Source organism: Phytohabitans flavus, assembly GCF_011764545.1.
GTDB lineage: Bacteria > Actinomycetota > Actinomycetes > Mycobacteriales > Micromonosporaceae > Phytohabitans > Phytohabitans flavus.
The window spans coordinates 3,338,672-3,352,753 of the sequence record NZ_AP022870.1; the positions used below are offsets into that span (position 1 = coordinate 3,338,672).

General features: G+C 72.8%; 16 protein-coding genes and 1 pseudogene. 9 read left to right on the top strand and 8 right to left on the bottom strand.

What is annotated here, in order from left to right:
* Positions 1-5 precede the first annotated feature (5 nt).
* The 8 genes from Pflav_RS14585 to Pflav_RS14620 all read right to left on the bottom strand — a co-directional run bounded on the left by Pflav_RS14585 (position 6) and on the right by Pflav_RS14620 (position 7,031).
* The gene (locus Pflav_RS14585; protein ID WP_173036658.1) at positions 6-866 is read right to left on the bottom strand and encodes a CoA transferase; all 861 of its coding nucleotides are present in this window, start codon (positions 864-866) and stop codon (positions 6-8) included.
* On the bottom strand, positions 794-2,230 hold the full coding sequence (locus Pflav_RS14590; RefSeq protein ID WP_173036659.1) for a CoA transferase: 1,437 nt from the start codon (positions 2,228-2,230) through the stop codon (positions 794-796). The genes Pflav_RS14585 and Pflav_RS14590 overlap by 73 nt, the downstream gene beginning before the upstream one ends.
* Positions 2,227-3,261, bottom strand: a complete 1,035-nt coding sequence (locus Pflav_RS14595; protein ID WP_173036660.1) for an ABC transporter ATP-binding protein — start codon at positions 3,259-3,261, stop codon at positions 2,227-2,229. The genes Pflav_RS14590 and Pflav_RS14595 overlap by 4 nt, the downstream gene beginning before the upstream one ends.
* Complete coding sequence (locus Pflav_RS14600; RefSeq protein WP_173036661.1) at positions 3,258-4,289, bottom strand: ABC transporter ATP-binding protein; 1,032 nt, start codon at positions 4,287-4,289, stop codon at positions 3,258-3,260. The genes Pflav_RS14595 and Pflav_RS14600 overlap by 4 nt, the downstream gene beginning before the upstream one ends.
* The gene (locus Pflav_RS14605) at positions 4,286-4,921 is read right to left on the bottom strand and encodes an ABC transporter permease (RefSeq protein WP_173036662.1); all 636 of its coding nucleotides are present in this window, start codon (positions 4,919-4,921) and stop codon (positions 4,286-4,288) included. The genes Pflav_RS14600 and Pflav_RS14605 overlap by 4 nt, the downstream gene beginning before the upstream one ends.
* Positions 4,922-4,956: 35 nt before the next feature.
* Positions 4,957-5,148 carry a hypothetical protein gene (locus Pflav_RS14610; RefSeq protein WP_173036663.1) on the bottom strand — a complete coding sequence of 64 codons (192 nt, stop codon included), beginning with the start codon at positions 5,146-5,148 and terminating at the stop codon, positions 4,957-4,959.
* Positions 5,145-6,092, bottom strand: a complete 948-nt coding sequence (locus Pflav_RS14615) for an ABC transporter permease (RefSeq protein WP_173036664.1) — start codon at positions 6,090-6,092, stop codon at positions 5,145-5,147. Before Pflav_RS14615 ends, Pflav_RS14610 begins: the two co-directional genes overlap by 4 nt.
* A 138-nt stretch (positions 6,093-6,230) precedes the next feature.
* On the bottom strand, positions 6,231-7,031 hold the full coding sequence (locus Pflav_RS14620; protein WP_197938488.1) for an IclR family transcriptional regulator: 801 nt from the start codon (positions 7,029-7,031) through the stop codon (positions 6,231-6,233).
* Between the two features lie 207 nt (positions 7,032-7,238).
* On the opposite strand from Pflav_RS14620, the gene Pflav_RS14625 reads away from it, so the two are divergent.
* The 9 genes and pseudogenes from Pflav_RS14625 (at position 7,239) to Pflav_RS14660 (ending at position 14,076) form a co-directional block, all read left to right on the top strand.
* Positions 7,239-8,135, top strand: a complete 897-nt coding sequence (locus tag Pflav_RS14625; RefSeq protein WP_173036666.1) for a DUF6282 family protein — start codon at positions 7,239-7,241, stop codon at positions 8,133-8,135.
* Positions 8,136-8,148: 13 nt separating this feature from the next.
* Entirely contained in the window at positions 8,149-9,048 is a 900-nt protein-coding gene (locus Pflav_RS14630; protein ID WP_173036667.1) for a cupin domain-containing protein, read from the top strand.
* Positions 9,045-9,359, top strand: a pseudogene (locus Pflav_RS48700) (aldolase/citrate lyase family protein); the annotation flags it as partial. The gene Pflav_RS14630 and the pseudogene Pflav_RS48700, both read left to right, overlap by 4 nt.
* Before the next feature lie 74 nt (positions 9,360-9,433).
* Positions 9,434-9,793 carry an aldolase/citrate lyase family protein gene (locus tag Pflav_RS48705; RefSeq protein WP_415624383.1) on the top strand — a complete coding sequence of 120 codons (360 nt, stop codon included), beginning with the start codon at positions 9,434-9,436 and terminating at the stop codon, positions 9,791-9,793.
* An 18-nt stretch (positions 9,794-9,811) separates the two neighbouring features.
* Positions 9,812-10,246: a lipocalin-like domain-containing protein gene (locus tag Pflav_RS14640; protein WP_332107871.1), complete on the top strand. Its 435-nt coding sequence runs from the start codon at positions 9,812-9,814 to the stop codon at positions 10,244-10,246.
* Between the two features lie 83 nt (positions 10,247-10,329).
* On the top strand, positions 10,330-10,980 hold the full coding sequence (locus tag Pflav_RS47410; RefSeq protein ID WP_269474503.1) for an IclR family transcriptional regulator: 651 nt from the start codon (positions 10,330-10,332) through the stop codon (positions 10,978-10,980).
* A gap of 198 nt (positions 10,981-11,178) precedes the next feature.
* Complete coding sequence (locus Pflav_RS14650; protein ID WP_173036669.1) at positions 11,179-11,688, top strand: VOC family protein; 510 nt, start codon at positions 11,179-11,181, stop codon at positions 11,686-11,688.
* Between the two features lie 130 nt (positions 11,689-11,818).
* Positions 11,819-12,835: an alpha/beta hydrolase gene (locus tag Pflav_RS14655; protein ID WP_197938495.1), complete on the top strand. Its 1,017-nt coding sequence runs from the start codon at positions 11,819-11,821 to the stop codon at positions 12,833-12,835.
* Positions 12,832-14,076, top strand: coding sequence for an FAD-dependent oxidoreductase (locus Pflav_RS14660; RefSeq protein WP_173036670.1), 1,245 nt, complete (start codon positions 12,832-12,834; stop codon positions 14,074-14,076). Before Pflav_RS14655 ends, Pflav_RS14660 begins: the two co-directional genes overlap by 4 nt.
* Positions 14,077-14,082: the final 6 nt, after the last annotated feature.

Below are 14,082 nucleotides of genomic sequence, written 5' to 3' on the forward strand. Positions count from 1 at the left end.
AGCTCCTAGAAGTGGTCCCAGCCGCTGGGCAGGGCGGCGGTCTGCAGCACCCACCCTCGGGCGAGTTCCTCGATGTCGTTGTCGCCGTAGCCGTGGGCGGCCAGCACCGCCGGGCCGTCCGCGCCGGGCCGCCGGACCGCGGCGCCGAGGCGGGCCGGGGTACGGGTGAGCCCGATCGCGATGCCCGGCATCACCACCTCGCCGGCCTCCTCGGAGAGCTGGCTCACGGCCAGCCCGCGGGCCCGTACGGCCGGGTCGGTCATCAGCTCGGCCAGCCCCACGACCTCGTGCGCGGCGATGCCCGCCGAGCGCAGCTTGGTCACCCACTCGGCCGAGGTCGCGGAGGCGAAGTCCTCGTCGCCAGCGCCACCGGCCACGAAGAGCCATCCGTCGCTGGCCCGGTGGAAGCGGTGCAGCGGGCCGGTGCCGAGCGCGTACGGCCCGCTCGGCTCGGCCGTCACACGCTGGTCCGCGCCGACCAGGTGTACCCCTTGGTGGTGGGTGGCGGCCTGGGTCAGCGAGGTGTGTGCGTGCACGCCCGCGCCGGTGGTGGCCCGGTGGTAGAGGCCGAGCGCGGCGGCGAACGCGGCCAGCACGCCGGTGCCGTAGTCGAGCAGGTTGTACGGGCCGAGCACCCGGGGCCGCTCCGCGTCGCCGGCCCGGCACATGATGCCGCTGGCCGCCTGCGCCTGGGTCTCGTAGCCGCGCCGCGACTCCCACGGCCCGCCGTACCCGTAGCAGCTGACCGAGACGTAGACCAGGTCCGGCCGGCGGGCCCGGACGTGTGCCCAGCTCAGCCCGTACCGCTCGGCGGTGCTGCGGGGAAGTTCTGCACCAGCACGTCGGCGCCGTCGAGCAGGCGCCACAGCACCTGCTGGCCGCGCGGCGACTCCACGTCGAGCAACATTGTGTGCTTGCCGCGGTTGACGAAGCCGTGCGCCCCGATCTTCCGCTGCGGCGAGTTGATCTTCGTGACGTCGGCGCCCAGCTCGCCGAGCAGCCGCCCGGCGGTCGGTCCGGCGAGGATCTGGGTCAGGTCCACGACCCGCAGCCCCGCGAACGGCAACTCGGCCTCGCCGCTGCCCTCGTGCTCGGACGCGGGACCGTCGAGACCACGCAGCACCGCCGCGCGATCGGCGTCCGGGAGGTGGCGCGGGGACAGGGCCGGTGTCACGCCCTCCACGCCCACCGCCGCGCCCGGCATCCACAGTGGACCGAACACCGGGTCGTCGAGGCAGACCACCTGGCCGGATTCGCGGGCGTGCGGGGTGGCCAGCCACTCGGCGGTGGTACGCGTGCGGGCCAGCGGTACGCCGGCCGCCGCGGCCAGGTCCTCCCACGCCTGCGCCGGGCGGGTCAGGAAGAGCGCGGCGAGCCGGTCCCGCAGCAGCTGCGCCAGGTGCGGCTCACGGTCCATCCGGGCCCGGTCGGTGAGCCCTTCGGCGGCCCAGTCGCCGGCGCCGGCCGCGTCCAGAAACCAGCGCAGGAAGCGGGTGCTGGCGCCGATCGGGTTGAACTGCACGTACCGCCCGTCGGCGCAGCGATAGCCGCCGCTGCCGTTGCCCGCGATGGGCCGCTCGGTCGCGAGGCCGCGCGCGACCGGGTACGCCCCGGCGCCGCCGATCGCCTCGAACATCGCGCTGTAGAGCGGCACCTCGATCCGGTCACCGAGCCCGGTGCGGTGCCGGCCGACGATCGCGCCGACGATCGCGTACGCGGCGGCGAACGCGGCGAAGTTGGAGGCCATCGGGATCGCCGAGTACACCGGCCGGTCGGCGTCCCACCCGGGCGGTGCCTGGCCGGGCCGGACCCGGCAGTTGCCGGTGGCCGCCGCGACGATGCCCTCCCAACCGGGCAGGTCGGCGCGCGGGTCGCCGGCGGGGAAGCCGGGCAGCGAGCAGTACACCAGGGACGGCCGGTCGAGGTCGGCCCAGCCCAGCCCGTACCGGTCGAGCACGCCGGGCCGGAAGTTTTCGATCACCACGTCGGCCCGCGTGGCGAGCCGGCGGGCCACGTCCCGGTCGGCCGCGTCGCGCAGGTCGAGCGTGATGCGCCGCTTGCCCCGGTTGAGGTACGCGTCCTGCCACTGGTCGCCGCCGGTCGCGCCGGGCCGGTCGACGTGTACGACGTCGGCGCCGTTGTCGGCGAGCAGCAGCGCGGCGAGCGGACCCGCCACGTGGTGACCGAAGTCGACCACCCGGATCCCCGAAAGCACACCCCGCTCGCTCATTGGGCCACCGCGATCGGGGTAGCGGCGGCCGAGGCGGACGCGCCGGAGCCGAGGCCGGGGTGGCGCAGGCAGGCCACCGAGCGTTCGGCGCTGACCGGCACCAGCGGCGGGTCGATCCGCGCGCACTCGTCCATCGCGACCGGGCAGCGGGTGCGGAAGCGGCAGCCGTTCGGCGGGCGGGCCGGGTCGGGCAGGTCACCGTGGAGCACGATGCGCTTGCGGCCGCGCTGCTGGTCCGGGTCGGCCACGGGCACGGCGGACAGCAGCGCCTCCGTGTACGGGTGCAGCGGCTCGCCGGCGACCAGCGTGGCCGGGCCTTCCTCGACCACCCGGCCCAGGTACATCACCACGATCCGGTGGGACAGGTGGCGGACCGTGGCGAAGTCGTGCGACACCAGCACGATCGCCTGGCCGTTCTCCTTCTGTAGCCGCAGCAGCAGGTTGAGGATCTCGGAGCGGGTGGAGAGGTCGAGCGCGGACGTGGGCTCGTCGGCGACCAGGATCCGGGGTTCGAGCGCGAGCGCGCGGGCGATGCAGACCCGCTGCCGCTGGCCGCCGGAGAGCTCTTCCGGGTACCGGTGCACGAGCCCCGGGTCGAGCGTCACCCGGCCCAGCAGCTCGGCCGCCCGGTCGGTGAGCTCGCGCCGCCCGATCCGGCCGTGCACGAGCAGCGGCTCGGCGACGGCGTGCCCGACGGTCTTGGTCGGGTCGAGCGCGCCGTACGGGTCCTGGAAGATCATCTGGAGGCTGGCCCGCAGCGACTTGAGCGCCCGGCCCCGCGCGGCGGTGACGTCGACGCCGTCCACCTCGACCCGCCCGGTGTCCACAGTGAGCAGTCGGGACACGAGCCGGCTCACTGTCGTCTTGCCGGAACCGGACTCGCCGACGATGCCGAGCGTGCGTCCCGCCGCGACGCTCAGGTCGACACCGTCCACGGCACGCACCCGGTCGACCACCCGCCCGAGGGCGGAGCGCCGCAGCGGAAAGGACTTCGTCAGCCCGGTCGCGCGCAGCACAGGAGTGTCCGTCACAGCTGCCTCCCGGGCGTCAGGTCACCGGCCGCGACGCGGCCGCAGCGGGTGTGGTGGCCGGCGGCGAGGACCGTGTCCGCCTGCGGCTCGGCGCAGGCGGCGGCCGCGTGCCGGCAGCGCGGCTGGAAGCGGCAGCCGGCCGGGAACGCGCCCGCCGGCGGCACCCGCCCGCCGATCACCTTGAGCGGTGTACGGGCGTGGTCGGACTGTGGCACCGAGCCGAGCAGCGCGCTCGTGTACGGGTGGGCCGGCGTCCGAAACGCCTCGCGCACCGGGGCCTTCTCCACGACGTGACCGGCGTACATGACGACGACCTCGTCGCAGAAGTCGGCGACCACGCCCAGGTCGTGGGTGACCAGCAGTACGGCCAGCCCGAGGTCGCGCTGGAGGTCGCGGAGCAGCTCGAGGATCTCGGCCTGGATCGTCACGTCGAGCGCGGTGGTGGGCTCGTCGGCCACCACCAGGCGAGGCTCGCCGGCGATCGCCGCGGCGATCATGACGCGCTGCTGCATACCGCCGCTCATCTCGTGCGGGTACGAGTCGAGCCGCCGCTTCGCGTCCGGGATGCCGACCCGGTCGAGCAGCGCGCGGGCGTGCTCCCGGGCGGTCCGGCGCCCTTCCTTGAAGTGGATGCGCCGCGCCTCGGCGATCTGGTCGCCGACCGTCATCGTCGGGTTGAGGCTGCTCATCGGCTCCTGGAACACCGCGCCGACCGGGCCGCCGCGGATCCGCCGCAGCTCGCGCGGGCTACAGGTGAGCAGGTCGGTACCGGCGAAGACGATCTCCCCGGCGACCACCCGCACGGCGCGCGGCAGCAGCCCGAGGATCGCCATCGCGGTCAGCGTCTTGCCGCACCCTGACTCGCCGATCAGCGCGACCGAGCGCCCCTTCGGCACGGTGAACTCGACGTCCTTCACCAGGCCGGGCTGGGCGGTGCCGCCGACCAGGTCGAGGGTGAGCCCGCGGACGGACAGCAGCGCCTCGGCGGTGGTGGGCGCGGGGCCGGTCTCCCGGAGCGCGGCGGTCACGACGACCTCCGTCCGGCCAGTACGTCGCGCAGCGCGTCGCCCAGCGTGTTGAAGGTGAGAACGGTCAGCACCAGCGCGATGCCCGGCGGCACCACCGCGTACGGCGCGTCGTACTGGCTCCGGTACGCGGCGCCGAGCATCGACCCCCAGCTGGCGTCGGGCGGCTGCACGCCGAGCCCGATGAAGCTGAGGCTCGCCTCGGCGAGGAGCGCGACACCCATCAGGATCGTCACCTGTACCAGCAGCGGCGCCGCGATGTTGGGCAGGATGTGCACCCACAGCGTGCGCCGCGTGGAGCAGCCGATCGCGGTGGCCGACTCGATGAACGTCTCCTCCGCGACCGACATCGTCGCGCCGCGGACCACCCGGAAGACGGTCGGCGAGAAGATGATGCCGACCGCGACCATCGCGTTGGTCAGGCCCGGGCCGAGCACGGCGACGATCGCGAGGGCGCTGGCCAGGGCCGGCAGGCTGAGCAGCGTGTCGGCGAGCCGTCCGGTGACCGCGTCGACGATGCCCCGGCGGCGGCCCGCCCACAGGCCGGCCGGCAGTCCGATGAGTACGGCGATGCCGACCGAGATGAGCGGTGCGGTCACCGCGATCCGGGCCGCGTAGAGCAGGCGGCTCAGCACGTCCCGGCCGAACTCGTCGGTACCGGCGAGGTGGGTCAGGCTGACCCGGCGAACCGGTTGCCGAGCTCCTGCGCGTCCGGGTCGTGCGGCGCGATGACCGGGGCGGCGATGGCGCAGCCGACGAGGAGTACAAGGAAGGCGAAGGCGACCGCGCTCGACGGGCGCCGCAGTGCCGCGCGGAGTGGGCGGCGCCGTGCCGCGGGCAAAGTGGTGGCGACGGCGGTCATGCGACACGCACCTTGGGGTTGATCCAGCCGTAGGTGAGGTCGACGGCGAGGTTGACCACCACCACGATCACCGCGCTGAAGAGCACGTAGCCCTGGATCATCGGGTAGTCGCGCTGGAGTACCGCGTTGATCGCGGTTGTGCCGAGACCGGTGATGCCGGCGACGACCTCGACCACGATGGAGCCGCCGAGCAGCCGGCCGGCCTGGAGGCCGAGCACGGTGACGACCGGGATCGCCGCGTTGCGCAGCAGGTGCCGCCGTATCAGCCAGAAGCCGGAGGCGCCGCGGGCGCGGGCGGTCCGGATGTACGGCCGGACCAGCACGTCGGCCACGCAGCCCCGGGTGTGCCGGGCGAGCTCGGCCGCGGTGGCCAGGCCGAGCGCGGTGGCCGGCAGGATCAGGTGGGACAGCCACGGCCAGAAGCCCTCGGCGAGCGGCGTGTACCCGGTGGCGGGCAGCCACGGGTTGGAGAGCGCGAAGGCCGAGATAAGCAGCATCGCCACCCAGAAGCTGGGCATCGCGATGCCCAGCGTGGCGGCGGTGGAGACCGCGCGGTCCACCCAGGTGCCCTGGCGCAGCCCGGCGAGCAGGCCGGCGCTCACGCCCACGACCACCGCGATCACGATGGCGAGGCCGGTGATGGAGAGGGTGGCCGGTGCGGCCTGTGCGATGGTCTCGGTGACCGAGCGACCGGTGAAGAGCGAGTCTCCGAGGTCGCCGCGGAGCAGGTCAGCGCACCAGCGCAGGTACTGCTCGACGACCGGGGCGTTCAGCCCGAGCTGCTCGCGGATGCGGGCGACGTCCTCGACGGTCGCGTTCTCACCGGCGATCAGCTCGGCCGGGTCCCCGGGGGTGAGCTGTACCAGCAGGAACGTCAGGACGGATACGAGCCACAGTACGAGGAACCCGGCGCCGAGCCGGCGCAGCACCATTCCAGCGGTCATGATCACCTCCAACTCGTGTGGGGAGCCGAGCGGATGGATAGGGGGTAGACGTCAAACGCGACGCGAAGGGGGAGCGCGTCGTGTGACGAAGGAGAACCGAAGCGATGTCCGATAATTAAAACGTGCTTTTCATTATTGTTACAAGCGATGGTGCACTGACGGCGGTCCCGCGTCAAGAGGCGAGCCGATGCCGCCCAACTCGGCCGTCAGCGCGTTCGCCGCACCCTGGAGGGCGACGACCTGAGGTGACTCCGCCTCCCCCGACATCAGGTTGCTGATGCCCAGGAGCGCGAGCGTGGCGCAGATGCCGTACTCGTTGAAGACCGGCACCGCCATCGCGGTGATGCCCCGCGACGCGGAGCGCAGCACGGCGACGCCGGACTCGCGGATCGCCTTGATCTGGCCGCGGATCCGGGTCTGGTCCACGAGGCCGAGGTTGCCCAGCAGCCGGTCGACCTGGAGCTGGTCCTGGCGGTACGCGAGGAACACCTGGGCCTGCGCGGTCTCCAGCGTGAGCTGGGTGCCGACCCGGACGGTGAGCAGCACGTCGCCGGAGGTGTCCTCTTCGACATGGGACACGATGGGCCCGGAGCTGCCCCAGAGACTGAGCACCGCGGTCAGGTGGGTGCGCGCCGCGAGCCGCTGCATGTGCGGCGGTGCCAGCCGCATCACCTCCTGCCGGCGCAGCGCGAACGCGCCGAGCTGGAACAGCAGCGCCCCCGGCGCGAACGTGCCGGCCTGCGGCCCGCGGTCGAGCAGCCCCGCGGTGACAAGCGAAACGCAGTAGCGGTGGGCGGTCGTGCGGTTGAGACCGATGCGGTCGGCCACCTCGGCCGCGGTGAGCGCGCCGGTGTCCGGGCCGAAGAGCCGCAGCACCTGCCCGACGCGGCGGACCGCCTGGATGTCGGCCTGGGCCGGCGACTCGTCGCCGTTGGTCACTCGGCTCTCGTTCACATGCGTACCAACCATTTCACATCTTGAACTCGGCTGGACCGGACGCTAGCCTCTCGATCACCTAGCCACAACCCTCCGCCAGGGGCTATCTGGGCCGGTTGACGTGCGGGAGCCACCACGCTCGCACGCTGGCATCCCACTTTGCGCACTCACTGTTCACATGGCGAACATCCTTCGATCGAGGGAGTCTTTGTGACCATCCCCTCCGCGCTCCACAAAGTGCTCCACGGTCTGGTGGACCTGCACTGCCACTCGGGCCCCAACCCGTTCCCTCGGCGGTTCGACCACGCCGAGGCCGCCCGCGACGGCGAGCGGCTGGAGATGCGGGCGCTGCTGGTCAAGTCGCACCACCACAACACCGTGATGGACCTGCTCGCGATGGGCGACCGGCTGCGCGCCACGCGTACCGAGGTGTTCGGCGGCATCGCGCTCAACAACCAGGTCGGCGGCATCAACCCGTTCGCGGTGGAGCTGTCGCTGCGGATGGGCGGGAAGGCGGTGTGGTTTCCGACCGTCTCGTCGGCGCAGCACATCGCGTACCACCACGGCGGCGGCGGCTTTCCGAAGTCCACTGTGGAGCTGAGTACCGAGCTGGTGGAGATTCGCGGCCCGGACGGCGACCTGGTCCCGGCCGCGCGCCGGGTGCTCGACCTGGTGCGGGAGAGCGGCGCGCTGGTCACCGGCGGGCACATGGACGCGGGCCGCATCCTCCAGCTCTTCACCGAGGCGCGGGAGCGGGGCGTGGAGCGGATGCTGGTCAGCCACCCCAACTTCGTGGTCGGCGCCGACTACGAGCAGTGCCTGGAGCTGGTCCGGCTCGGCGCGTACGTCGAGCACGAGACGAGCATGTACGACCCCGAGGTGCGCAACGTGCGCTGGGGGCCCGAGGTGCTGCTGGAGTGGATCGAGCGGATCGGGCCGGAGCGCACGGTGCTCGCCTCCGACCTCGGCCAGGACGGGCGCCCGCTGCCGGCCGACTCGTTCGCCCGGGTCGGCGCCGCGCTGCTCGACCTCGGCCTGCCCGAGAAGGACCTGCGGCGGATGGTCCGCACCAACCCGGCGTACCTACTGGGCCTGGACGACGACTGACCAAGGAGGTCACATGCACACCGACCTGCGCACGACGCTCGCCTCGGCCGGCGCTCCCCCGAACGGCGACGAGGGGATCGCCGCGCCCGAGTACTTCGAGTTCGACACCATGGCGCCCACCGAGATCTCGCCAGCCGGCAGCCGTACCTGGCTGGTCCGCGGGCAGAACCTGGTGGTCGCGTTCAGCCGGCTGCGCGCCGGTGACACGCTCGCCCGCACCGGGCAGCCGCACGAGTACCTGCTGCTGCTCGCCGACCCCGCCACCGACGTGTGGATCCAGGCCGGCGGCGAGGAGGCGGCGGTGGCCGGCGCCGCGATCGTGGTAGTGCCACCCGGCGACAGCGTGCTGGCCGCCCGGGCCGACACCACCGTGGTTCGGGCGTTCGACGCGCGCACCACCGACCTGGCCGACCGCTGCCACAACGCCGCGTCGTACGCCGAGCCGCACCCCCGGGTGGCCCCGCTGGAGCCGTGGCCGGACCCGGTCGACGGGCACCGCCTGCGGGTGTACCCGGTCGCCGACCACCCGCGCCGCGAAGGCTCGTTCGGCCGGCTCTTCCGGACCAGCACGCTGATGGTCAACTTCGGCGACCCGGTACAGGGCCCGCGCGACACGAACCGGATGTCCCCGCACCACCACGACGACTTCGAGCAGATCTCGCTGACGCTGAGCGGCGAGTACGTGCACCACATCCGCACACCCTGGACGCCTCGGCTGGCGCGGTGGCGCGAGGACGAGCACCGCGCGGTCGGCAGCCCGTCGGTGACCGTCATCCCGCCGCCGACCGTGCACACCTCGCAGGCCACCGGCAGCGGCGCCAACCACCTGATCGACCTGTTCAGCCCGCCGCGCGCGGACTTCTCCGCCAAGCCCGGCTGGGTCCGCAACGCCGAGGAGTACCCGGCACCATGAGCCTGCTCCAGAACGCACACACACCCATCGGGGCGTGGATCAAGCTGCCGGTCGTGGAGAGCGTCGAAATCATGGCCCTGGCCGGCTTCGACTTCGTGGTCGTCGACCTGGAGCACGGCGCGCTCGACCTCACCGACGTGTCCCGCCTCGTCGCGGTGGCCGCCGCGCACGGCCTCACCCCGCTGGTCCGGGTACCCGACCACAGCACCACCACGATCCAGCGGGTCCTGGACGCCGGCGCCCAGGGCGTGCTCGTGCCCCATGTGGACACTCCCGCGCAGGCCGAGGCGGTCGTGCGGGCGATGCGGTTTCCGCCGCGCGGGCACCGGGGGCGGGCGGCACCGGGCGGGCCGGTCAGTGGGGGCTGCTCCCCCGCGACGAGTACATCCGGCACGGCGACACCGCCGTGCTCTGCGTACCGCAGCTGGAGAGCGCCGAGGCGATCGCCGCCGCTCCCGCGATCCTCGCGGTCGACGGGGTGGACGCCGTCTTCGTCGGCTCCGCCGACCTCGCGCTCTCGCTCGGCGACCCGGGACGGGTGCCGGCGCTCGTCGACGAGGCCCTGGCCGCCGGCGCGGCGGCCGGCAAGCCATGTGGGCTGGCCACGATCACCCCGGAACAGGCCGCAGGCGCGGTCCGCCGGGGCGCGCGGTTCCTGCTGGTCGGCAACGACGCCGGGATGCTCGCCCGCACGGCCAGCGGTGTGGCCGGGGCGGTACGGAAGGAGGTCGCCTCCGATGGCTGACAACCCGCTGCCCGGCCGCTGGGAGCTGGTCTCGTACGCGCTGGAGGACGGGAGCCGGCCGCTCGGGACGTGCCGAGCGGCACGCTCCTCTATACCGCTGACGGGTACATGTCGGTGCACATGGCCGGCGAGGATCGCCCGCGCTTCGGCACGCGTACCGCGGCCGAGGGCGACCCGCCGCACAAGGTCGCCGCGGCGTCGACGTACGTCGGCTACTGCGGGGAGTACGAGTGGCTCGGCGACCGGGTGGTGCACCGGGTCACGGTGAGCTTCTTCCCCGACTACGTGGGGACGGAGCTGGTGCGGGAGGCCGAGCTGGACGGCGACCGGCTGACGCTGCGCGCCTACCCGCCCTCGGTCCGCGCCACCCGGCCCACGCCGGTACTCGTGTGGCGACGCGTCCCCACTACCCGCCCGGGGAGGGCACCGGATGACACCGGGCACTCGGTATAGTTCGGGCCCTTGGAATGCGAGGCGGTTAGGCGGACATGGTCACGGACGACGTAGGGACGGAATCGAGCTCCCGCCACGGCGCCATGACCCTCGACCGTGGCCTCCAGGTGTTGGAGCTGCTGGCCGCCGAGGATCGCGACTTCACGGTCGCGGAGATCGCCAGCACGCTGGGCATGCACCGCCAAGCTGTGTACCGGCTGCTCGCCACCCTGACCGCGCACCACCTGGCGGCCCCGGCCGGCTCCGGGCGGTACAGCTTGGGCCTGGGCATTTTGCGCCTCTCCCGGCTGGCCCATCCGCAGCTGCGCCGCGCGGTGCTGCCCCAGCTGCGCCAGCTCGCCGAGGCGCTCGGCGCGACCGCGCAGTGTGTGGTGGCCGAGGGGTCCGAGGCGGTCACGCTGACCGTGGTCGAGCCGTCCGACGAGATCTTCCACCTCTCCCAGCGCCCGGGGGCACGCCACCCGCTCGACCAGGGTGCGAGCGGCCTGGCCATCCTGGCCGGCCGTGCCTCGGCGGCGGGCGAGCCGGCGGCGGTGGCCGAGGCCCGGAGCCGCGGCTACGTGGTCACCCACGGCCAGCTGACGCCAGGCGCGATCGGCATCGCCGCGCCACTGCGCGACCGCGCCGGCCGTTCCCTGGACGCCAGCATCAGCGTGATCGCGCTGCGGGAGCTGGACATCGAGCGCGCCGGCGAGCTTGTCGTCCAGGCCGCCGCCGCGGCCACCGCTGCCTGAGTCCCGCGCCCTCCCCTGGCCCCGGCCGAGGCTGATCCCCGGCTACGGCTGATCCCCCGCCTAAGGCTTGCCTTCGGCTGAGGCCGACCCCACATCACGTCCGCCCATGGTTGACAAGCCGCGCCCTCGCGGGCCATGGTTGTTTCAAATTACGGACTCAGTATCCGATATTTGTAAATCAGCAGCCGGGAGGGGACCATGAGTGAACCTTTGGCACCGCCTCAGTCCTTGAACCACGTCGCATACCCCACCTGGAGCTCCCAGGCGACGTACGACTTCTACACCGGCGTGCTCAACTGCCAGTTCCTGGCGGCCATCCAGCTCGACCAGGTGCCGTCGACCGGTTCGCCCACCCCGTTCCTGCACACGTTCTACGGGTTCGAGTCCGGTGAGGCGATCGCCTTCTTCGAGGTCGAGGGGATGGAGCGGCCGGAGTCCGACCCGATCCCCTCGTGGGTGCGGCACCTCGCGCTCAACGTGGCGTCCACTGAGGACCTGCACCGGTGGATCGACCGGCTCAAGGCCGCGGGCGTCGAGACGCTCGGCGTCGTCGACCACGACGGCACCTGGGAGTCCTTGTACTTCTTCGATCCCAACGGCGTGCGCATCGAGCTCACCGTGCAGCACCGGCCACTGAACGACCTCGATCGGGCGGAAGGACTCGAGACGCTGCGCCGGTGGAACGAGCGCCAGTCCGTCCGCGCATGATCACGCGGGAGCTGCTCGCCATCCCGATGGCCGGCGGGGGCGTATCGACATCAACTCCGGCGTCGCCCGCCTGAGCGGCACGATCTGGGCCACGCTGTGGCGCGACGACGCGGCACCCTCGCGGACCGCGGTGCTCATCACCCACCCGGCGTCCAACTTCCTCGGCCACTACGCGCTGCGTGACCTCGCCGCGCTCGGCGTCGCCTCGGTCGGGCTGGCCACGCGGTACGTCGGCAACGACACCACGCTCATCATGGAGAACTGCGTCCTGGACATCGCGGCGGCGATCGGTCACCTGCGCGGGCTCGGGTACGAGCGGGTGGTGCTGGTCGGTAACTCGGGCGGCGGCGGCCTCGCGGCGCTGTACCAGAGCCAGGCCGAGCGCCCCGACCTCACCTCGACGCCCGCCGGCGACCCGCCCGACCTGACCGCCGCCGACCTGCCACCCGCCGACGCCCTGGTGCTCGCGATGGCCCACCCGGGCCGGGCGCAGGTCTACACCGAGGCGCTGGACGCGGCGATCGTCGACGAGACCACGCCGTTCACCCGCGACGCCGAGCTGGACATGTTCGCCGAGAAGAACGGGCCACCGTACACAGCGGACTTCCTGGCCCGGTACCGGCAGGCGCAGATCGAGCGAAACCGCCGGATCACCCGGTGGGTGCTGAGACAGCTCGCCGCGCTCGCCGACCGCAGCCACCCGGCGTCCTCTCCGGACGGACCGACGCCGGACGACCTCCCGTTCGTGGTACACGGCACGGCCGCCGACCCGCGCTTCCTCGACCCGGCCGTCGACCCCTCGCGGCGGAAGCTGACCACGCTGTGGGGGCCGGCCTGGGCGGCGAACTTCCAGCCCGCCACGCTCGGCCACGTCACCAGCCTGCGGTCCTGGCTGAGCCAGTGGAGCTACGACCACAGCCGGGCCAACGCGCCGCGCTGCTTGCCGAAGGTCTCCGTGCCGGTGCAGGTCATCTACGGCGACGCCGACTGCGCCGCCTTCCCGAGCCACGCGCGGCAGATGTACGACGCGATCCGGCACGGCGACAAGGAGTTGGTCGAGATCAAGGGCGCGGACCACTACTTCCAGGGCCGCCCGGACCTCGCCCAGGAGATGTGCCGCCGCATCGTGGATTGGGCACGCCAATGAGTGGGAGTCGCGAGGAGCGGGACGTCATCGTTGTCGGCGCCGGGCCGGTCGGTCTCACCGCCGCGCTCGCGCTGTCCCAGGAAGGGCTGCGGGTCGCGGTCCTGGAGAAGCTGCCTGAGCCGAGCACCGAGTGGCGCGCGTCCACGTTCCACCCGCCGACGCTGGAGATCGGGCTCGACCTCGGGGTGGCCGGCGAGATGCTGCGGCAGGGGCTGATCGCGCCGAGGTACCAGATCCGGGACCGCAGGACTGGCATCGTGGCCGAGTTCGACTTCAGCGCGCTCTCCGACGAGACGCCGTACCCGTTCCGGCTCCAGCTCGAGCAGTACAAGTACGTGCAGATCCTCGAGCGGCGGCTGCGCGACCTGTACCCGGACTGCCCGGTGCGGTACGGCCAGGAGGTCACCGCCGTGTCCAACCGCGACGGTGGGGCCGAGGTCACGGTCCACGATGGATCAAGGTGGTGGGCGCCCTGGGTGGTGGCCGCCGACGGGGCGCGCAGCGTGATCCGGCGGGAGCTGGGCATCTCGTTCGAGGGGCTCACGTACGAGCACCGGTACCTCGTGCTCAGCATCGACTACCCGATGGACCAGCTGGTGCCCGGCATCTGCGAGGTCAACTACGTCGCCGACCCGGACGAGCACCTGCTCCTGCTCCGCATCCCGGACCTGTGGCGGGTGGTGCTCTCCGTGCCGCCCGAGATCGGCTCCGACGAGGCGACCTCACCGGCGTACGTGCGCAAGCGGCTCGCCCTGCTGATCGGCGACGGCATCGACCTGCCGGTCCGGGAGAGCACCGTCTACGCCGTGCACCAGCGGGTCGCCGGGCAGTTCCGGGACGGGCGGGTGCTGCTCGTCGGCGACGCCGCGCACATCAACAGCCCGATGGGCGGGATGGGCCTCAACAGCGGCATCCACGACGCGTACGACCTGGCCACCCACCTCACCGCGACGGTGCGGGGCGAGGAGCCGGAGTCCACGGTGGACGACTGGGCGGCCCGGCGCCGGCAGGTCGCGACCGAGGAGATCTACCGGCTGACCCATCAGACGACGACCGCGATGGCGGAGTCGGACGAGAACGAGCGGCTGGCGTTCCAGCGCCGGATGGCGGGCATCGCCGCCGACCGGGCGCTGGCCAAGGAATGGATGCTGGAGGCTTCGATGATCTCCAACGTGAGGCGGCACGGCCTGCCGGAGCGGGCGGCCGCCCGCACGGTGCTGGGTCGCGTGGGCGAGAGGTGAGGGTAG

Coding starts and splice junctions, on each gene's coding strand:
- Pflav_RS14590 (WP_173036659.1), bottom strand. CDS start 2,230: ATGAGCGAGCGGGGTGTGCTTTCGGGGATCCGGGTGGTCGACTTCGGT.
- Pflav_RS14610 (WP_173036663.1), bottom strand. CDS start 5,148: ATGACCGCCGTCGCCACCACTTTGCCCGCGGCACGGCGCCGCCCACTC.
- Pflav_RS14615 (WP_173036664.1), bottom strand. CDS start 6,092: ATGACCGCTGGAATGGTGCTGCGCCGGCTCGGCGCCGGGTTCCTCGTA.
- Pflav_RS14630 (WP_173036667.1), top strand. CDS start 8,149: ATGCACACCGACCTGCGCACGACGCTCGCCTCGGCCGGCGCTCCCCCG.
- Pflav_RS47410 (WP_269474503.1), top strand. CDS start 10,330: ATGACCCTCGACCGTGGCCTCCAGGTGTTGGAGCTGCTGGCCGCCGAG.
- Pflav_RS14650 (WP_173036669.1), top strand. CDS start 11,179: ATGAGTGAACCTTTGGCACCGCCTCAGTCCTTGAACCACGTCGCATAC.
- Pflav_RS14660 (WP_173036670.1), top strand. CDS start 12,832: ATGAGTGGGAGTCGCGAGGAGCGGGACGTCATCGTTGTCGGCGCCGGG.